General features: G+C 57.2%; 17 protein-coding genes. 9 read left to right on the top strand and 8 right to left on the bottom strand.

What is annotated here, in order from left to right; genetic code table 11:
- Nucleotides 1-2: 2 nt before the first annotated feature.
- From cysG to ftsK, 6 genes are all read right to left on the bottom strand, one after another.
- The gene (gene cysG, locus IEY47_RS04010; protein ID WP_188981878.1) at nucleotides 3-1400 is read right to left on the bottom strand and encodes a siroheme synthase CysG; all 1398 of its coding nucleotides are present in this window, start codon (nucleotides 1398-1400) and stop codon (nucleotides 3-5) included.
- 87 nt (nucleotides 1401-1487) lie between these two features.
- A complete protein-coding gene (gene serS, locus IEY47_RS04005) occupies nucleotides 1488-2768 on the bottom strand; it encodes a serine--tRNA ligase (RefSeq protein WP_188981877.1) in 1281 nt (426 codons plus the stop codon).
- A gap of 14 nt (nucleotides 2769-2782) precedes the next feature.
- Nucleotides 2783-3157: a fluoride efflux transporter CrcB gene (gene crcB / locus IEY47_RS04000; RefSeq protein WP_188981876.1), complete on the bottom strand. Its 375-nt coding sequence runs from the start codon at nucleotides 3155-3157 to the stop codon at nucleotides 2783-2785.
- Nucleotides 3154-4479: a replication-associated recombination protein A gene (locus IEY47_RS03995; RefSeq protein ID WP_188981875.1), complete on the bottom strand. Its 1326-nt coding sequence runs from the start codon at nucleotides 4477-4479 to the stop codon at nucleotides 3154-3156. The genes crcB and IEY47_RS03995 overlap by 4 nt, the downstream gene beginning before the upstream one ends.
- Before the next feature lie 12 nt (nucleotides 4480-4491).
- Nucleotides 4492-5115: an outer membrane lipoprotein periplasmic chaperone LolA gene (gene lolA / locus IEY47_RS03990; protein WP_188981874.1), complete on the bottom strand. Its 624-nt coding sequence runs from the start codon at nucleotides 5113-5115 to the stop codon at nucleotides 4492-4494.
- A 19-nt stretch (nucleotides 5116-5134) separates the two neighbouring features.
- Nucleotides 5135-7546: a DNA translocase FtsK gene (ftsK, locus tag IEY47_RS03985; RefSeq protein ID WP_188981873.1), complete on the bottom strand. Its 2412-nt coding sequence runs from the start codon at nucleotides 7544-7546 to the stop codon at nucleotides 5135-5137.
- A gap of 232 nt (nucleotides 7547-7778) precedes the next feature.
- On the opposite strand from ftsK, the gene trxB reads away from it, so the two are divergent.
- From trxB to infA, 4 genes are all read left to right on the top strand, one after another.
- On the top strand, nucleotides 7779-8726 hold the full coding sequence (trxB, locus tag IEY47_RS03980) for a thioredoxin-disulfide reductase (RefSeq protein WP_188981872.1): 948 nt from the start codon (nucleotides 7779-7781) through the stop codon (nucleotides 8724-8726).
- A gap of 12 nt (nucleotides 8727-8738) precedes the next feature.
- Nucleotides 8739-9419 carry a leucyl/phenylalanyl-tRNA--protein transferase gene (gene aat, locus IEY47_RS03975; protein WP_188981871.1) on the top strand — a complete coding sequence of 227 codons (681 nt, stop codon included), beginning with the start codon at nucleotides 8739-8741 and terminating at the stop codon, nucleotides 9417-9419.
- A 52-nt stretch (nucleotides 9420-9471) separates the two neighbouring features.
- Nucleotides 9472-10179: an arginyltransferase gene (locus tag IEY47_RS03970; protein WP_188981870.1), complete on the top strand. Its 708-nt coding sequence runs from the start codon at nucleotides 9472-9474 to the stop codon at nucleotides 10177-10179.
- A 99-nt stretch (nucleotides 10180-10278) separates the two neighbouring features.
- Entirely contained in the window at nucleotides 10279-10497 is a 219-nt protein-coding gene (gene infA / locus IEY47_RS03965) for a translation initiation factor IF-1 (protein WP_002553999.1), read from the top strand.
- A gap of 70 nt (nucleotides 10498-10567) precedes the next feature.
- Here the strand turns inward: infA and clpA are convergent, their stop codons facing one another.
- Together clpA and clpS are read right to left on the bottom strand one after the other, a co-directional pair.
- Nucleotides 10568-12841 carry an ATP-dependent Clp protease ATP-binding subunit ClpA gene (gene clpA, locus IEY47_RS03960; RefSeq protein ID WP_188981869.1) on the bottom strand — a complete coding sequence of 758 codons (2274 nt, stop codon included), beginning with the start codon at nucleotides 12839-12841 and terminating at the stop codon, nucleotides 10568-10570.
- A gap of 170 nt (nucleotides 12842-13011) precedes the next feature.
- A complete protein-coding gene (gene clpS / locus IEY47_RS03955) occupies nucleotides 13012-13374 on the bottom strand; it encodes an ATP-dependent Clp protease adapter ClpS (protein ID WP_188981868.1) in 363 nt (120 codons plus the stop codon).
- Nucleotides 13375-13593: 219 nt separating this feature from the next.
- On the opposite strand from clpS, the gene cspD reads away from it, so the two are divergent.
- The 5 genes from cspD to hflD all read left to right on the top strand — a co-directional run bounded on the left by cspD (nucleotide 13594) and on the right by hflD (nucleotide 18777).
- Nucleotides 13594-13860 carry a cold shock domain-containing protein CspD gene (gene cspD, locus IEY47_RS03950; RefSeq protein WP_373293513.1) on the top strand — a complete coding sequence of 89 codons (267 nt, stop codon included), beginning with the start codon at nucleotides 13594-13596 and terminating at the stop codon, nucleotides 13858-13860.
- A 382-nt stretch (nucleotides 13861-14242) separates the two neighbouring features.
- Nucleotides 14243-16471 (top strand): NADP-dependent isocitrate dehydrogenase, encoded by a 2229-nt coding sequence (locus tag IEY47_RS03945; protein WP_188981867.1) that lies wholly within the window; start codon nucleotides 14243-14245, stop codon nucleotides 16469-16471.
- A 125-nt stretch (nucleotides 16472-16596) separates the two neighbouring features.
- Entirely contained in the window at nucleotides 16597-17037 is a 441-nt protein-coding gene (locus IEY47_RS03940) for an NUDIX hydrolase (protein WP_188981866.1), read from the top strand.
- A gap of 13 nt (nucleotides 17038-17050) precedes the next feature.
- Nucleotides 17051-18160: a tRNA 2-thiouridine(34) synthase MnmA gene (gene mnmA / locus IEY47_RS03935; protein ID WP_188981865.1), complete on the top strand. Its 1110-nt coding sequence runs from the start codon at nucleotides 17051-17053 to the stop codon at nucleotides 18158-18160.
- Nucleotides 18157-18777, top strand: a complete 621-nt coding sequence (gene hflD / locus IEY47_RS03930) for a high frequency lysogenization protein HflD (protein ID WP_188981864.1) — start codon at nucleotides 18157-18159, stop codon at nucleotides 18775-18777. The genes mnmA and hflD overlap by 4 nt, the downstream gene beginning before the upstream one ends.
- The last annotated feature ends 85 nt before the right edge of the window (nucleotides 18778-18862 follow it).

The raw sequence follows: 18862 nt of genomic DNA, 5'->3' as shown, positions 1-18862 counted from the left end.
AGCTATGCCTGGGACTCACTCATGCCCTCGAACCACGCAAGTTTTTCTCGTAGCGTTACGACTTCTCCCACGATCACCAAGGTAGGCGCGTGCACCTCGTGTTGCTCTACCAGAGCAGGCAGATTGGCGAGTGTGCCGCAAAAAACACGCTGATTCGCCGTCGTACCCTGCTGGATCAGTGCTGCCGGGGTGTCAGCCGCCCGGCCATGACGAATGAGCGCCTGGCATATCGTCGGTAGCCCAACCAGCCCCATGTAGAACACGACTGTCTGGCCCTTCGCGACCAGTTCGGACCATGGCAGGTCGAAGCTATTGTTCTTCAGGTGGCCAGTGACGAACCGAACCGATTGCGCGTGATCGCGGTGAGTCAACGGGATGCCTGCGTACGATGCGCAGCCCGACGCTGCCGTGATCCCTGGGACGACCTGAAACGGAATACCCTGTGCCGCGAGCTGTTCGATCTCCTCGCCACCCCGTCCGAAGATGAAAGGATCGCCACCTTTCAGGCGCAGCACGCGCTTGCCTTCGAGCGCAAGTTTTACGAGCAGCGCATTGATCTGTTCTTGCGGTACAGCATGATCCGCACGCCGCTTCCCGACATAGATCCGATCGGCGTCACGACGACACAAATCGACGATAGCCGGCGCCACCAAGCGGTCATAGAGCACAACGTCAGCCTGTTGCATCAGGCGCAAGGCACGGAACGTGAGCAGATCGGGATCACCGGGCCCCGCGCCCACAAGATAAACCTCGCCCCCCGAAAGCGGAGCGGTGCCTGCAAGCGCCGCCTCGAGCAAGCGCTCGGCTTCATCCTGCCGACCGGCAAACACTCGCTCTGCCACGCTCCCCTGAAAGACGCCCTCCCAGAAGATCCGACGCTCACGTACATCTGGGAATCGATTCTTCACGCGGCTACGGAATCGCTGCCCCAATTGCGCCAGGCGGCCGTACGTGGCGGGTAGCCAAGTCTCGATCTTTGCCCGAACCAGGCGGGCCAGAACCGGCGCGTCACCTCCACTGGAGACCGCAACGATCAGTGGTGAACGGTCCACGATGGCGGGGAAAATGACACTACACAACGCAGGCGCATCCACGACGTTCACCGGAATGCCCGACGCCTGAGCCTGCGCCGACACTGCTGAGTTGATCGACTCATCATCGGTCGCGGCAATCGCAAGACAAGTCGATTGCAGGTCTTCGGGCTGATAGCCGCGACGTATGACCTGCCCACCCCCTGCCAACACCAAACCTTCCAATTCCTCTTCGATCTCAGGAGACACGACTGTCAGCACGGCTCCGGCCTCAGCTAACAAGCGCCCTTTGCGAAGGGCAATGTCGCCACCGCCGACCAGCAGCACCTTGCGCCCGCTCAGCTTATGAAAAAGGGGAAGGAATTCCATCGCACTCACCAAACGCCTGATCGAAAAAAGACGAGTCGGCTCCAGGCCGACTCGCATTGACTACCTTGTGACACCTTGTCGCGACTCTCAACCGATCCGGTCGATTCCCGCCATGTAGGGCTTCAACACTTCGGGCACGAGAATCGAACCATCCGCTTGCTGATAATTTTCCAGTACCGCGACCAGCGTTCGGCCTACCGCCAAACCCGAGCCATTGAGTGTGTGCACGAGTTCGGGTTTTCCGGTTTCCGGGTTGCGGTATCGGGCTTGCATCCTGCGCGCCTGGAAATCGCCGCAATTGGAGCAAGACGAAATTTCCCTGTATTTGTCTTGACTGGGGACCCATACCTCGAGGTCGTAAGTTTTCGTGGCGCTAAAGCCCATATCCCCCGTACACAGCGTCAGTACGCGATACGGCAATTCCAGCAATTGCAGAATACGCTCTGCATGGGAGGTCAACTCTTCCAGTGCTTCGAACGATTTACCGGCTTCGACGACCTGTACCATTTCGACCTTATCGAATTGATGCTGGCGAATCATTCCACGCGTATCGCGCCCGGAGGCGCCCGCTTCACTGCGGAAACAAGGCGTGTGAGCGACGAGTTTCATAGGGAGCTGCTTGGCGTCGAGTATGTGCCCCGCTGCGAGATTCGTCAGAGACACTTCAGCGGTAGGAATCAGATAGAAATCCGCTTCGCCTTCGCGGGTGATCTTGAACAAGTCTTCCTCGAATTTCGGAAGTTGTCCGGTCCCCTGCAATGCCGGTGCTTGTACCAGATAAGGTGTATACGTCTCCTCATACCCGTGCTCGGCGGTATGAAGGTTGATCATGAATTGGGCAAGCGCTCGGTGCAGTCGCGCGATAGGCCCGCGCATCACAGCGAAGCGGGCGCCGGACAACTTCGCAGCCGATTCGAAATCCAACCAGCCAAATTGCTCGCCTAGGCTTACATGATCGCGTACGTCGAAATCGAACTGCCGCGGCGTGCCCCACTGACGGACCTCGACGTTTTCTTCTTCGCCTGCGCCTAGCGGAACGCTCTCATCGGGAAGGTTAGGCAAGCTCAGCAGAATGCTGTCGAGTTCGACTTGAATGTCATCAAGCTCACGCTTCCCCGTTTCGAGTTCAGCTGCAAGGCGATCGACATCTGCCATCAGCGGCGCAATGTCCTCGCCCCGCTGTTTCGCCTGCCCGATCGACTTGGAGCGCGCATTGCGTTCGGCCTGTAGCTGCTCCGTCCTGGTTTGAACGGATTTACGCCGCGCTTCAAGCGATTCGATACGCGAAACATCCAGCTCGTAACCCCGAGTGCCTAGTCGAGTGGCTACATCCTGTAATTGGTTGCGTATCAGTTTGGGGTCAAGCATTTTAATTCTCGTATCTAGAGTTTAGTCAGGGACAGACCGATCCAAGTGGCAAGTAAACCGCCTACGACACTCGTTCCAGCGTAAAGCATGGCCAATGGCAGCTGTCCGGTTTCAAGCAAGCGCAGCGTATCTAGGGAAAACGATGAGAAGGTGGTCAAGCCGCCGAGAAAGCCTACCATCATGGCGGACCTGACGATCAGTGGGATTTCGGGACGCAGCATGAATATCCCGTACACGTATCCGATCAACAAGCAGCCGACGATGTTAACGGCCAGCGTTGCGGTGTAGAAATGCTGTGGCCAGTGAGCGTTGACCAAATGGCTGGTCGCAAAACGCAGCAGGGTCCCTAGTGCACCGCCCGCAGCGACGGCGGCGATCATCGCGATCATCTGGGTCGCCTTTGTACAGGGCTGGCTTGGTCTAGTGCGTCGAGATGCCGGAGTTTTTCGCCGATCTTCAACTCAAGGCCCCTCGGAACCGGGCGGTAGTATTGCTGTGGCGCCATTTCTTCAGGGAAATAATCTTCGCCTGCGGCATAGGCGTCCGGCTCATCATGGGCGTAGCGGTATTCGTCGCCGTAACCAAGGGACTTCATCAACTTCGTAGGCGCATTGCGCAGATGCAGCGGGACATCCAGCGAGCCATTGTCAGCTGCATCTCTCATGGCCGTCTTGAAGGCGGTGTACACCGCATTGCTTTTCGGCGCACACGCCAAATAGACGATGGCCTGGGCAACGGCGAGCTCCCCTTCAGGGCTACCGAGACGTTCCTGGACATCCCACGCGGAAATGCACACGGCCAGTGCCCTGGGGTCTGCGTTGCCAATATCTTCACTGGCCATGCGAACGACACGGCGTGCAATGTAAAGAGGGTCGCATCCTCCATCGAGCATTCTTGCGAACCAATATAGAGCGCCGTCTGGATTGGAGCCTCGTACCGATTTATGGAGCGCCGATATCTGGTCGTAGAAGGCTTCGCCTCCTTTGTCGAAACGTCTGCGCGCATCGCCAAGCAGATTACCGAGCAACTCTGCGGAGATGACCCCGCCGTCATCAACGAGGTCAGCCGCGTTTTCCAGTAGATTCAATAGCCGCCGCCCGTCCCCATCGGCCGCAGCGCGAAGCATCTGAAAACTCGCCTCCGGCAACTCCAAGTGACGATCACCTAGCCCTTTCGCCTCCGTCAGCGCTCGCTGCACCAGTTTGCGCATCGCCTCTTCCGTCAGGCTTTTCAACACGTACACCCGGGCGCGTGAGAGCAAGGCGTTGTTCAATTCGAACGACGGGTTTTCCGTGGTCGCACCGATGAAGATCAGCGTTCCGTCTTCGACATAGGGAAGAAAGGCATCTTGCTGGCTCTTGTTGAAGCGATGGACCTCATCCACGAAAAGGATCGTACGGCGCCCATACTGCGCGGCTTGCTGCCGAGCCATTTCCACTGACTGGCGAATTTCCTTTACCCCGGAAAGAACCGCGGAAATCGTCTCGAAATGGGCGTCCGTTACTTGCGCGAGCAAGCGGGCCAGCGTGGTTTTTCCAACCCCCGGCGGCCCCCAGAAAATCATCGAATGCAATGCGCCCTGCTCAAGGGCGTCGCGAAGCGGTTTGCCAGGTGCCAGCACATGCTCCTGTCCGACATATTCGTCCAATGTCGTCGCACGAAGCCTTGCAGCCAGCGGCTGGGCAATTGGACGAGAACCGAACAGGTCCAATGCTAGCCCTCGTTACTCTTGGATAACGTCGGCACCCTCGGGCACCTTGAAGGTGAACTGGGACTGTTCCACAGGCGTGTTGACCTTGAGCCCGCTGAACAGAATGTTCGTGCGTTGCCCAGCGCTGTCGATCAGTTGCATGTCGTTGATCACGCCCTGGCGGAACGACATTCTCAGGCTGTCGAACAAGGTGTCGCGCGCTTTGGGCTTGAGCTCGAAATCCACGACGCCGCTGGACTCCTTATAGGAGATATCGAAGCTGTTGCTTATTTGGGAAACATCACCCGATAGCAACAGCGCTGGAGTATGCGTGAGCCGCTGATCGAGGGCGCGAACGGTTACCTGCTCAAGGTCCGGATCGTAAAGCCACACTTGCTTGCCATCGGAAACAAGTAATTGCTCCATCGGCGCGTCCGTGTGCCAGCGAAACAGCCCCGGTCTTTTCAGCGTCATTTCCCCCGCATTTTCCTGAAGGCTGGTACCCGAGCCATCTAGGGTTAGCTGGGAGAACCGCCCATTCAACGTCTCGACCTTGCCGAGCAATTGCGTGAGGCGTTTGACCGCCGCTTCATCCGCATGCGCGGGCATCAATCCCAAACCCAGGAGACAAAACAAGAGTGTGCGAATCGTACGCATCAAAGATAGCCTCATCGGTTCAATCGCGGATAGGCGCTGGCGCGATAACCTCGCGCGAGCCATTGGTATTCATCGACGTCACGACACCCGCCATTTCCATGGCCTCGATCATGCGTGCGGCCCTGTTATAGCCGATCTTGAGCTTGCGCTGGACAGAGGAAATAGACGCTCGCCGACTCTCTGTCACGAAACGGACCGCTTCATCGTAGAGAGGATCTTCTTCACTCCCTTCGCTGCCCTCACCGCCGCCTTCGGCGCTACCGCCCCCAGAGCCTTCGTCTGCTCCAGCTAAGATATCTTCGATGTAATCAGGCGCCCCACGAAGCTTCCAGGCTTCCACCGTGCGATGCACTTCATCGTCGGAAACGAAGGCGCCATGCACGCGGATGGGCAAGCCTGTGCCGGGCGGCAAGTAAAGCATGTCACCGTGCCCAAGAAGTTGCTCAGCGCCGCCCTGGTCAAGAATCGTTCGAGAGTCAATCTTGCTGGACACCTGAAACGCCATGCGCGTCGGAATGTTCGCTTTAATCAGGCCAGTGATCACGTCCACCGATGGACGCTGCGTCGCGAGAATGAGATGGATGCCTGCCGCCCGCGCTTTCTGCGCGATACGTGCGATCAGCTCTTCTACCTTCTTGCCGACAATCATCATCATGTCGGCGAATTCATCGACGACCACAACGATTGTGGGCAAGGTCTTCAGCAGCGGCGCTTCGTCTTCCATGCTTTCGCGACGATAGAGTGGATCGGTAAGGGGGGTGCCCGCCTCTTCCGCGTCCTTGACCTTGCGGTTGAACCCTGCAAGGTTCCTGACACCCATGGCAGCCATCAGCTTATAGCGTCGCTCCATCTCGGCAACGCTCCAACGTAGAGCATTGGCCGCTTCCTTCATGTCGGTCACAACCGGACATAGCAGGTGCGGAATACCCTCGTAGATAGACAATTCCAGCATCTTCGGGTCGATCATGATCAAACGCGCTTCTTCGGGCGTCGACTTGAAGAGGATCGATAGCAACATTGCGTTCACGCCGACGGATTTACCGGAACCGGTAGTACCCGCCACCAGCAAGTGGGGCATCTTCGCCAGGTCGGCGATGATGGGATTACCCCCGATATCATGGCCCAACGCCAAGGTGACCGGCGACTTCGCGTCATCATAGGCCGACGACTCCAGCACCTCGGAGAACCTGACCATCTGGCGGTCTTCGTTAGGAATCTCGATACCCACCGTCGTTTTACCCGGAATGACTTCAACGACACGAACGCTGATCACCGCGAGCGAGCGAGCGAGGTCTTTCGCCAGATTAGAGATTCGGCTGACCTTTACACCCGCTGCGGGCTGAATCTCGAAACGCGTGATCACTGGCCCTGGGTAAACGCCCTCTACGGTAACCTCGACCCCAAACTCTTTGAGCTTGATCTCGAGCAGGCGGGACATCGACTCCAGAGATTCGGGCGAGTAACTCTTTTGTTTCTTTTCCGCGGGGTCGAGCAAGGAAATGGGTGGGACCGTTCCGTCAATAGCGGCATCCACGAACAGCGGCGTTTGCTTTTCCTTAATCGCACGCTTACTGGGCTCAGCGAGTTTGCTGGGCACAGGGGCGGAAATGACTGGCGCGCTGCGTTTCTCCTTCTCCTTTTCTCGCTCCACAACGGGAAAGGACTCGATCGGTGGCTCCGCCCGCTCGAGGACGGGTTCCTTGGCTCTAGCCGGCTCGTGTTTGGAGGGCTTCGCCGGCATGGGCGGCACATCATCTTCACGCAATTGTGCAAGCATCTGCTTGCGCTCTGAACGCGCACTCCACCAGCGACTAAAGCCGGTCTGGACGAGCTCAACAAGGTCCAACGCGATCTTTCCGGTGAGATCCATTACGCGGAACCAGGAAAGGTCGGCGAAGACCGTCAAGCCAAAGAGGAAAACAGCAAGAAAGACGAGCGTGCTGCCCTGAACGTTAAGCGCGTTGATTGCCACTTGGCCAAGGCTTTGGCCAAGTGCGCCACCTGCCGAGGCAGGCATGCCCGACGCAGAGTGGAAATGAATGAACGCGAGTGCCGAGCCAGACAGAATCAGAAAAACGAGCCCGATCAAGCGCCACGAAAACAGCCAACCGCTCCACTGCCAAGGTTCATGGCGCGCACGGAATACCTGCAGGGTCTTGATCGCCAGTAGCAGCGGGAACACATATGCGAAGTAGCCCAGCACCATGAACAAAATATCGGCGGACCACGCCCCTGCCCTACCGGCTGCGTTGTGCACGTCCTGCACGGCACTGGTGTGTGTCCAGCCGGGATCAGAAGGATTGTAGGTGAGCAGCGCCATCCATAAGTACACACAGAATGCGCCCAGCGCGATCAGAGCGCCTTCTTTCAAACGAACGGTCAGCTGATCGCGCCAGTCCGGCTTACGAGCAGATGCGGTAGAGTTTTTCAAAACGCGGCTTTTCCTGCGCCATAGGCGCTTTCAATTTCATGTGTCTATCGGCGATCGCTATTGTACGGCTTTGACCAAGCGCTGCCCATGTCTGAGCGGATCGGTGAACACAGTAGACCTCTATGCGCCCACTTAGCGATTGCGCCAGGTTCCGTGTAGCATACGTGCCAACCGAAAGTGCTGAATTTGAGCATGCAACCCCTTTAATGACAAAGACTTATGGAGTCTTTCTATGAGCGACGTCAAGCATTCGCAACTGATCATCCTCGGCTCGGGCCCTGCGGGCTACACCGCAGCGGTCTACGCCGCGCGGGCCAACCTCAAGCCGACCATCATCACAGGTATCCAGCCGGGCGGTCAGCTGACCACGACGACCGAAGTCGATAACTGGCCCGGCGACCCAGAAGGGCTGACGGGCCCTTTGCTAATGGAGCGCATGCAAAAACATGCGGAGCGCTTCGATACGGCGATGGTGTACGACCATATCCATACGGCCGAGTTGCAGAAGAGGCCCTTTACACTGAAAGGCGATAGCGGCACCTACACCTGCGACGCGCTGATCATCGCAACGGGTGCATCGGCACAGTACCTCGGCCTCCCCTCCGAGGAGGCGTTCGCAGGCAAAGGTGTGTCGGCCTGCGCAACCTGCGATGGTTTCTTTTATCGCAATCAGGTCGTGTGCGTGATCGGGGGCGGAAACACTGCAGTCGAGGAAGCGCTGTACTTGTCGAATATTGCCCGTGAAGTGCATCTCATCCATCGGCGCGACAAGCTTCGGGCCGAGAAGATTCTCCAGGACAAGCTGTTCGACAAAGCCGCCAACGGCAACGTACGCCTGCACTGGAATCACTCACTGGACGAGGTGTTAGGCGACCAGACTGGCGTCACTGGCGCGCGCATTCGCAATGTGCTGGATAATACGACCACGGATCTTCCGCTCGCGGGCGTCTTCATTGCTATTGGTCACAAGCCGAACACGGATCTGTTCAAAGGTCAGCTGGAGATGCGCGACGGTTACGTAATCGTCAGAGGCGGCGGCGAAGGCGATGCGACAACCACGAGTATTGAAGGCGTCTTTGCCGCGGGCGATGTCGCTGACCATGTCTATCGTCAGGCCATTACGTCGGCGGCAGCAGGCTGCATGGCGGCCCTCGATGCCGAGAAGTTTCTCGATAGCTGATCCCTGTCTCATATGCTCACCTGGCTGAAACGCGATTCACTGGATTTCCCTCCTCTGGAAAGCGCACTACGCGAGCCCAACGGCCTACTGGCCGCGGGCGGGGATCTCTCGCCCGAACGTTTGCTGGAAGCGTATCGCCACGGGTGCTTTCCCTGGTATCAGGACGGCCAACCCATTTTATGGTGGTCTCCTGATCCGCGGACGGTGTTGCTGCCGCATGAGCTTCACGTCTCGAGAAGCCTTAGCAAAGCGTTACGCAAGCATTCCTTTACGCTCTCCTTCGATCGTGATTTCCAAGGTGTCATTCAAGGATGCGCCGCGCCACGTGATTATACGGATGGCACCTGGATCACCACGCCGATGCAGCGTGCGTATCTTTCATTGCATGAGCGCGGCATCGCGCATTCTGTCGAGGTATGGCGAGACGACGAATTGGTTGGTGGTCTCTACGGCCTTGCCATGGGACGACTGTTCTTTGGCGAGTCGATGTTCAGCCGAACGGACAATGCTTCCAAAATCGCGTTCGTGACACTGGTCACCAAACTGCAGGCCTGGGGATTCAGCCTCATCGACTGCCAAATGCCCACCGATCACCTGCAAAGCTTCGGCGCCCGCCCCATTACTCGCCGCGAGTTCGCCGGCTACTTGGGAAAAGACCTCGACGAGCCGACCAGCGCGGACTGGCTGATCTAGGCGATCACTCGACAGCTGGCTACACTGACGGCAGTCGACCCGAGACCTCATCATGACCGAGCTGGCACGCCTTAGGTTTTACGCCACCCAGCCTCATCCATGCAGCTACTTGCCGGACGAACAAGCGACCACGCTGTTCCTGGATCCAAGCCAGCCGATGGATGTGAAGGTCTATGCCGACCTATCGGAAGTCGGCTTTCGCCGCAGCGGCGACCACCTCTATCGTCCTCACTGCCAGCAGTGCAATGGCTGCATTCCGGCACGAATACCCAGCGCGGACTTCCAACCGAACAGGCAACAAAAGCGGATCCTGAAGCGCAACGTAAGCGTTCAGGTGGCGGCAATGAAGCCACGCTTTACCGAAGAGTATTACGCGCTCTATTCCCGCTACATCGAAGAACGCCATGCCGACGGTGATATGTACCCACCCAGCCGAGAACAGTTCTCCACGTTCCTGGTCAGGGATCTGTCTTTTTGCCGCTTCTTCGAGTTCAGGCTCGAGGGACGGCTCATTGCCGTTGCGGTTACGGACGTGTTGCCCAATGGTCTTTCGGCGGTATACACCTTCTACGACCCAGATGAAGAACGTCGCAGCCTGGGGCGCTTCGCAATACTTTGGCAGATCGCGGAAGCCAGACGGCTTGGGCTGAATGCCGTCTACCTGGGCTACTGGATCAAGAACTGCCGGAAAATGAACTATAAGACTGAATATCGCCCCATTGAGCTTCACGTCAATCAGCGTTGGGTCACCCTGACCTGAGGCACTGGCAGCTCTGCGGCTTTTCGGGCACAATATTTGCCGTTTTTGCCCGCGGACATTTACCGCGTGGCCATCCATAAAGATCGAGGGTTTTACTGCATGTCGAAAGAAGACAGCTTCGAAATGGAAGGCACTGTCGTCGACACCCTGCCTAACACCATGTTTCGTGTGGAGTTGGAAAATGGGCACGTCGTTACCGCGCATATCTCCGGAAAAATGCGCAAGAACTACATTCGTATTCTCACTGGCGACAAGGTTCGTGTGGAATTGACGCCGTATGACCTGAGCAAGGGCCGCATTACTTACCGCGCCCGCTGAAGTAGCCGTCAGCCCATACGAAAACGCCCGGAATCCACCGGGCGTTTTGCTTACTACGCAGCGCTAACGATCAGGCCGGCTCGGCAGCCGTGATCTCATAGTCGAATGTCAGCTCGTCGCCTTCGAGATCAATGTGTACCACCCCACCGTGCTCAGCCAATTCCCCGAACAGAATCTGCTCTGCAAGCGGACGCTTGATCTTGTCCTGAATCAAGCGTGACATTGGGCGCGCGCCCATTTGCACATCGTAGCCACGCTCACCCAACCAGCCGCGCGCCGCATCGCTGACCTCGAGCTGCACGTGCTTGTCCTCCAGTTGAGCTTGAAGCTCAACTAGGAACTTGTCCACGATGCTCTTGATCACTTCATGGCTCAGACGACCGAACTGAATGATGGTATCCAAACGGTTGCGGAATTCCGGTGTGAAGCTCTTCTTGATGACTTCCATTGCATCAGTGGAATGGTCCTGATGCGTGAACCCGATTGATGCGCGAGCCGCCGTCTCAGCCCCAGCGTTGGTCGTCATGATGAGGATGACATTGCGGAAATCAGCTTTGCGGCCGTTGTTGTCCGTCAATGTACCGTGATCCATCACCTGCAACAGAAGGTTGAACACCTCTGGGTGCGCCTTCTCGATTTCATCAAGTAGCAAAACGCAGTGCGGAGTTTTGGTGATCGCTTCGGTCAGCAACCCGCCTTGATCGAAGCCAACATACCCCGGCGGCGCACCGATCAAGCGGGACACCGTATGCCGCTCCATGTACTCAGACATGTCAAAGCGCACCAGATCGATACCCAATGCTTTCGAAAGCTGCCTGGCCACTTCGGTCTTGCCGACCCCGGTTGGACCGGCGAACAGGAACGACCCTACAGGTTTGTCGGGCTGCTTCAGGCCCGCTCGGGACAACTTGATGGCCGTCGAAAGCGAATCGATAGCATCGTTCTGCCCGAAGACTGTCAGCTTCAGATCGCGCTCAAGATTGCGCAGAAGCTCTTTATCGGAGCTGCTAACGCTCTTAGGTGGGATGCGCGCGATTTTCGCTACGATGTCCTCCACCTGCTCGACTTCGATACGCTTGACACGCTTGCTTTCTGGCTGAAGCTGTTGGTAAGCGCCCGCTTCGTCAATTACATCAATTGCCTTGTCGGGCATATGACGATCATTGATATAACGAGCTGCCAGCTCTGCCGCGACGCGGAGCGCTTCATCGCTGTATTCGATGTGGTGATGCTGCTCGAAGCGCCCTTTCAAGCCCTTGAGAATTCCGATCGTGTCTTCGACGGAAGGCTCGACGACATCTACCTTTTGGAAGCGTCGTGCGAGCGCGCGGTCCTTTTCGAAAATCCCGCGGAATTCCTGGAACGTCGTGGACCCGATGCAGCGGATTTCCCCAGACGATAGCAATGGTTTGAGCAGGTTGGACGCATCCATCACGCCGCCCGACGCTGCGCCAGCGCCAATGATCGTGTGGATTTCATCAATGAACAGAATTGCGTGAGGCCGCTTGCGCAGCTCGTTCAGTAACGCCTTGAAGCGCTTCTCGAAGTCGCCGCGATATTTCGTTCCCGCGAGCAATGCACCTAAGTCAAGGGAATAAACGACGCTATCGGAAAGGATATCCGGCACCATCCCATCGACGATTCGCTTGGCCAAGCCTTCGGCAATCGCCGTTTTACCAACACCCGCTTCGCCTACTAGCAGCGGGTTGTTCTTGCGCCGACGCGCTAGGATCTGCGCAACACGCTCTACCTCGGACTCACGACCGACCAGCGGGTCGATACGGCCTTGCCGAGCGGCCTCATTCAAATTCGACGCGTATGCCTCCAGAGGCTGGCCAGCTGCCGCGGTCTCACCGCCTTCGTCATCTTGAGCCTCTGGCTCGCTATCGCCTTGCTCGCCGTGGCCCGGCACCTTGGAAATGCCATGCGCGATGAAATTCACGACATCTATACGCGCTACGCTCTGCTGCTTGAGGAGAAATACGGCCTGACTCTCCTGCTCGCTGAAAATTGCCACGAGGACATTAGCCCCTGTGACTTCACGCTTGCCGGAACTTTGGACGTGAAACACGGCGCGCTGCAATACGCGCTGGAACCCCAACGTTGGCTGGGTTTCGCGATCTTCGTCGTGTTGAGGAATGAGAGGAGTCGTCGAGTCGATGAACTCCTGCAGCTCATGCCTCAACTTGTCCAGGCTTGCACCACAGGCGCGAAGCACCGTAGCCGCAGCCTCGTTATCAAGCAGCGCCAATAATAAATGCTCAACCGTCATGAACTCGTGCCGCTTGGCTCGAGCCTCTTTGAAAGCGAGATTGAGAGTGACTTCTAGCTCACGGTTCAACATGCTTCACCTCTTACCAAGCGGTCGCCGCTTTGGAACCTGATCTGGATGGCAACGCCTTGCCACCGAACGCGTCGAGCGACGCACACCTGATCGTACTCGACGAAAACACAAATGCCCGGCGCAACTCAACACTTTGTGGGGGCTCTGCGCTCGAGAATCAAGCGCGTTGTTTAGCCTTCTTTCTCAATTTCGCAGAGCAATGGATGATGGCTTTCCCTAGCATATTGATTGACTTGCTCAGCCTTGGTTTCAGCCACATCTCGAGTAAATGTGCCACACACCGCTTTTCCTTCGGAATGGACCGTCAGCATGACTCGCGTGGCTTGCTCGCGATTCATCGCGAAAATCGACTCCAGCACCTCGACGACGAAATCCATCGGCGTGTAATCATCGTTGAACATTACCACTCTATACATCGGTGGCGCCTTCAACTCTGGCTTGGCTTCCTGGATCGCCAGACCGCTGGAATCGTCTTCGTAGCCATCAGGATGACTCTGATTGGAGATTAGCCGAATCTGGGTAGTAGAGCGCATAAGGTAAAGTCGTTCGCAGGTGGCTATAGATGGAAAATTGTATGGACCCTGGCGAGATACTGCCGAGCGGTCCTTCACATGGCCTTGACACCCGACAAAAGGGTGATAAAACCAATGAACACCCATTGAGGGTTTCGGGTCCCGGCGAAGGCACGGCTTCGTACGGCGACGAAACGGATCATACTCCAGTGATGGGGTCCTTTGCAGAGGGAAGTCGGTATGCTTAGCGGCAAGGTCAAGTGGTTCAACAATGCCAAAGGCTACGGATTCGTGTTGGCTGAAGGTCGGGATGAGGATTTGTTCGCTCATTACTCCGCCATTCAAATGGAGGGCTACAAAACATTGAAAGCCGGCCAACCGGTGAAATTCGAAATCGTGCAAGGCCCTAAGGGCCTACATGCCATCAATATCAGCCCAGTCGTGACAGAAGACACCGTTCCCGCCCAGACTACATCCATTCCACAGGCAGCTACGGCGGAAGCCTGATCTCTCTTTGATGCCAGCCGATCCTCCGCGTGCTGTCTTGTTTTCGACGAGACAGCACGCTCGGGATATCCCGCGCGCACCCACCCGTTCTTTGTTCTCCCCCTACCCTTCGCCGCCATTCGGGTCAATGCGAAACGCTAATGGCGCTGCTATACTCCGCCGCGATCACCAGGCCGGCAGGTTAAGAGATTGCCTCTGACCGGATGGTCCTATTCGGTGCTTCTATGGAGATCGATACCTAGGCGACGAGCCTGCCCAATTGAATTCCGCCGATGAATCTCGAGTTTCACCTGCGCTCATGATGCTCGCCACGCACACCAGCCAAAGCGAGCCGATCAAGATTCGTGCAAATGCTGTGATAAAAGAGGGGTAAACGAAAAACATGTCCACCACGCCGAAAATCATCTATACGCTGACCGACGAAGCGCCTGCTCTCGCGACCTATTCGCTGCTGCCCATCATCAAAGCGTTCACTCGCTCGTCAGGTATCGCTGTAGAGACCCGCGACATCTCCCTGGCAGGTCGCATCATTGCCACCTTCCCAGAACATCTCAGCGAAGATCAAAAGATTTCCGATCACCTTGCCGAACTTGGCGAGCTGGCTACAACCCCCGAAGCGAACATCATCAAGCTTCCAAACATCAGCGCTTCCGTGCCCCAGCTGAAAGCTGCGATCAAGGAGCTACAAGCGCAGGGATACAAGTTGCCGGATTATCCGGATGCCCCGCAAAACGACTCCGAGAAAGACATCAAGGCCCGCTACGACAAGATCAAGGGTAGCGCCGTAAACCCTGTATTGCGCGAAGGTAACTCTGACCGTCGTGCGCCGCTGTCCGTCAAGAATTATGCACGCAAGCATCCACACCGCATGGGTGCCTGGAGTACCGACTCGAAGTCCCACGTCGCGCACATGAGCGATGGCGACTTCTACGGCAGCGAGAAATCCGCCACCGTCGCCAATGCTGGCAATGTGAAGATCGAGCTGATCGGTAAAGACGGCAGCGCTAAGGTTCTCAAGGAAAAAACAGCGGTCAAGGCCGGCGAAATCATCGACGCCGCGGTAATGAGCCGCAAGGCACTGGCCGCGTTCGTTCGCAGCGAAATCGAAGATGCCAAAGCCAAGGACGTGCTGTTCTCCTTGCACCTGAAGGCCACCATGATGAAGGTGTCCGACCCCATCATGTTCGGCATCGTCGTAGACGAGTTCTACAAGGACGTACTGGCCAAGCACGAGCAAACGCTCAAGGGTGCCGGTTTCGACCGCAACAACGGTATCGGCGACCTCTACGCACGACTGCCGGATCTCCCTGAAGCCGTCCAGTCCGAAATCAAGGCGGACATCGACGCGCAATACCAGTCGCGTCCGAAGCTTGCGATGGTGAACTCTGATAAAGGCATCACCAACCTTCACGTACCGAGCGATGTGATCGTCGACGCTTCGATGCCCGCCATGATCCGCGACTCCGGCAAGATGTGGAACGCGCAAGGCGACCTGCAAGATACCAAGGCCATCATTCCGGATCGCTGCTACGCCGGCATCTATCAAGCCGTTATTGACGACTGCAAGAAAAATGGCGCCTTCGACCCTTCGACGATGGGCAGCGTGCCGAACGTTGGCCTCATGGCTCAGAAAGCGGAGGAATACGGCTCGCACGACAAGACGTTCCAGATTCCAATGGACGGTACTGTTCGTGTCACCAACGACAACGGCGACGTGATCTTCGAACAACCCGTCGAAGCGGGCGACATCTGGCGCATGTGCCAGACCAAGGACGCCCCGATTCAGGATTGGGTGAAATTGGCTGTCAATCGCGCTCGCGCCAGCGGCACGCCCGCAGTGTTCTGGCTCGACGCTAACCGTGCGCACGATGCCCAGGTGATCGCCAAGGTTGAAAAGTACCTGAAGGATCACGACACCAACGGCCTCGATATTCGTACGCTGTCGCCTGTAGAGGCAACTCGCTTCTCGCTCGAGCGCATCCGCCAGGGACAAGACACCATTTCCGTCACCGGCAACGTTCTGCGCGATTACCTGACCGACCTGTTCCCGATCATGGAACTGGGCACCAGCGCGAAAATGCTGTCGATCGTACCGCTCATGAACGGCGGCGGCCTGTTCGAAACCGGCGCTGGCGGCTCTGCCCCGAAGCACGTTCAACAGTTCGTTCAGGAAAACCATCTGCGCTGGGATTCACTCGGCGAGTTCCTCGCGCTGGCGGCGTCGCTCGAACACCTGGGTTCGACCTACGACAACGCCAAAGCCAAGGTGCTGGCCGCGACACTGGATAAAGCCAATGGCAGCTTCCTCGACAGCAACAAGTCGCCGTCGCGCAAAGTGGGTGAGCTGGACAACCGCGGCAGCCACTTCTACCTGGCTCTGTATTGGGCTCAGGCGCTGGCTGAGCAATCCGAGGATACAAACCTTCAGAATGAATTCCGCGATATCGCGAAATTCCTGACCGAGAACGAAGGCAAGATCATCGATGAGCTGAACAACGCGCAGGGCAAGCCTGTTGAGATCGGCGGGTATTACCACCCGAACGGCGAACTCGCCAGCAAGGCCATGTGCCCAAGCAACACTTTGAACGACGCGCTAGCGAAGCTCGCTTGATGCGTTCGTAAGCTTGCGGGCCCAACCCGCTATAGCATGATGAAACCCCGGCATCCGCCGGGGTTTCGTTTTTACGCAGCCAACGGAGCGTTTATACTTCTCCACTTTTCGCCACAGGCTCAACGATGAATTGGCATGCACACGTAACCGTCGCCACGGTTATCGAACAGGCCGGCCGCTTTTTGCTCGTCGAGGAAACCAAAGCCGGTCGAAAAGTACTCAATCAACCCGCGGGCCATCTGGAGCCAGATGAGGCGCTAGTGGATGCTGCGGTACGCGAGACCCTGGAAGAAACAGGCTGGCACGTACGCATCGACGGTATCGTCGGGATCGGACTGTACAAGGCACCTTCCAACGGCGTGACCTATTACCGTACGACGTTCCACGCGACGCCCCTCGCGCACGACCCCGCGTACGAACTCGACGCCGATATCGATCGTGCGCTCTGGCTAAGCCTGGACGAGATTCGTGCCGAGTCATCCCGCTTACGCAGCCCCATGGTGCTCGAAGCAATCGAACAGTATCTGACAGGGCATCGCTATCCCCTGTCGATGATCATGAAATGAAGAGGCGCTACCCTTGAACGGCAAACACGTCATTGTCGGAATGTCCGGCGGTGTGGACTCCTCAGTCTCGGCCTTGCTTCTGCAACAGCAGGGCTACCACGTCGAAGGCCTGTTCATGAAGAACTGGGAAGAGGACGACGGCACCGAATATTGCACTGCGAAAGAGGACTTAGCGGACGCTCAGGCGGTCGCCGACCGACTCGGAATCAAGCTACACACCGCCAACTTCGCAGCCGAGTACTGGGACAACGTCTTCGAACACTTCCTCGAGGAATATCGGGCCGGGCGTACACCTAACCCCGACATCCTTTGCAATCGCGAAATCAAGTTCAAGGCCTTTCTAGACTACGCACTTGGTCTGGGCGCCGACCTTATCGCCACCGGGCATTATGTTCGTCGTCGAGACAGCGAAGGCGTGAGCCAACTACTCAAAGGGCTCGACGCCAATAAAGATCAAAGCTATTTCCTGCACGCAGTGGGCGGACAGCAAATTGCGCGGACGCTTTTTCCAGTAGGTGAGCTGGAGAAGCCAGCCGTCCGAACGCTGGCAGAACAGCACGGCCTCGCCACTGCAAGAAAGAAGGATTCCACTGGCATCTGCTTTATCGGAGAGCGACGTTTTAGCGATTTCCTGAAGCAATATCTGCCGTCCCAACCAGGCGACATCATCGATACGGATGGCGAGATCATCGGCCGCCACCACGGCTTGATGTACCACACGATCGGCCAACGTCAGGGTCTGGGTATTGGCGGCATGAAGGATGCTGGCGACGAACCATGGTATGTGCTGGAAAAGGACCTGAGCCGCAACGTACTCATCGTCGGCCAGGGGAATGAACATCCGTGGCTTTACTCGAGCGCCCTGTCGGTCTCCGAAGTGCTCTGGGTCAACCCACAATCGATCACGACCCCCAGAGCACTTACGGCCAAAGTCCGCTATCGCCAGAGCGATCAAACCTGCACGCTGCATCAGACCGATAAAGGCTATCGCGTCGAATTCGACGAACCGCAGCGCGCCGTTACCCCTGGACAATCCGTCGTGTTCTACGACGGTGAGGTTTGCTTGGGCGGCGGCGTCATTGAGAAAGCTGAACGCGAAGGCATGAAGGAGTCTGCCGCATGAACCGGACGCAGGAGCAATTAGTCGCACTAGGCGGCGTTTTTCAAGCAGCCGTGCTGGTCGACCTTGTCGCAAGGACTGGACAGGTAAATGAACGGGCCCTTTCATGCATGATTTCCAGCCTGCTCATACGCGACCCCGGCGCAACGCTCGACGTCTATGGCGGTGATGACACCGAGCTTCAGGAGGGCTACAAGGCGCTTGCCGGAGCACTCGAGCGCGAGCCCGGCGGTGTCCAGCGTGAACCCCTGCGCTATGCGCTATCTCTCGTCGGGCTGGAACGCCAGCTTTCGAAACGAGGCGACATGCTTGACACCATTGGCAACCGGTTGGGCCAAATTCAGTCGCAGGCCGAGCATTTCGGTATCACCCACGAAAACGTGCTTGCGTCCTGCGGTGGCCTGTACGAAGACACCATCAGCACGTTTCGCCAGCGTATTCAGGTACAAGGCGACATGCGCTTTTTGCAACAGAGCGCCAATGCCGCGAAAATCCGCGCCCTTCTGCTTTCCGGCATCCGCTCCGCTCTCCTTTGGCGACAGCTTGGCGGACACCGCTGGCAGCTGGTGTTCAGCCGTCGCAAGCTTTTGAAAGAACTCTATCCACGCATGCGCAGGTGAGCGGACGGTCCGTTCGACGCTTCATACAGCACCGGTAGGCTGTGTATAATCTGCGCCCTTTTTAACGCCCGATCGCCAGAGAACG

Origin of the sequence: Pseudomonas matsuisoli (assembly GCF_014647635.1) — a bacterium.
Taxonomy (GTDB): domain Bacteria; phylum Pseudomonadota; class Gammaproteobacteria; order Pseudomonadales; family Pseudomonadaceae; genus Pseudomonas_P; species Pseudomonas_P matsuisoli.
Note: the sequence above shows the minus strand (reverse complement) of the source record. Positions and strands in the feature narration are given on the sequence as shown.

Bases quoted from the DNA above. Each gene is read 5' to 3' on its own strand.
- cysG (WP_188981878.1), bottom strand. From the start codon at position 1,400: ATGGAATTCCTTCCCCTTTTTCATAAGCTGAGCGGGCGCAAGGTGCTG.
- serS (WP_188981877.1), bottom strand. From the start codon at position 2,768: ATGCTTGACCCCAAACTGATACGCAACCAATTACAGGATGTAGCCACT.
- crcB (WP_188981876.1), bottom strand. From the start codon at position 3,157: ATGATCGCGATGATCGCCGCCGTCGCTGCGGGCGGTGCACTAGGGACC.
- lolA (WP_188981874.1), bottom strand. From the start codon at position 5,115: ATGCGTACGATTCGCACACTCTTGTTTTGTCTCCTGGGTTTGGGATTG.
- trxB (WP_188981872.1), top strand. From the start codon at position 7,779: ATGAGCGACGTCAAGCATTCGCAACTGATCATCCTCGGCTCGGGCCCT.
- aat (WP_188981871.1), top strand. From the start codon at position 8,739: ATGCTCACCTGGCTGAAACGCGATTCACTGGATTTCCCTCCTCTGGAA.
- IEY47_RS03970 (WP_188981870.1), top strand. From the start codon at position 9,472: ATGACCGAGCTGGCACGCCTTAGGTTTTACGCCACCCAGCCTCATCCA.
- infA (WP_002553999.1), top strand. From the start codon at position 10,279: ATGTCGAAAGAAGACAGCTTCGAAATGGAAGGCACTGTCGTCGACACC.
- clpA (WP_188981869.1), bottom strand. From the start codon at position 12,841: ATGTTGAACCGTGAGCTAGAAGTCACTCTCAATCTCGCTTTCAAAGAG.
- clpS (WP_188981868.1), bottom strand. From the start codon at position 13,374: ATGCGCTCTACTACCCAGATTCGGCTAATCTCCAATCAGAGTCATCCT.
- cspD (WP_373293513.1), top strand. From the start codon at position 13,594: ATGCTTAGCGGCAAGGTCAAGTGGTTCAACAATGCCAAAGGCTACGGA.
- IEY47_RS03945 (WP_188981867.1), top strand. From the start codon at position 14,243: ATGTCCACCACGCCGAAAATCATCTATACGCTGACCGACGAAGCGCCT.
- IEY47_RS03940 (WP_188981866.1), top strand. From the start codon at position 16,597: ATGAATTGGCATGCACACGTAACCGTCGCCACGGTTATCGAACAGGCC.
- hflD (WP_188981864.1), top strand. From the start codon at position 18,157: ATGAACCGGACGCAGGAGCAATTAGTCGCACTAGGCGGCGTTTTTCAA.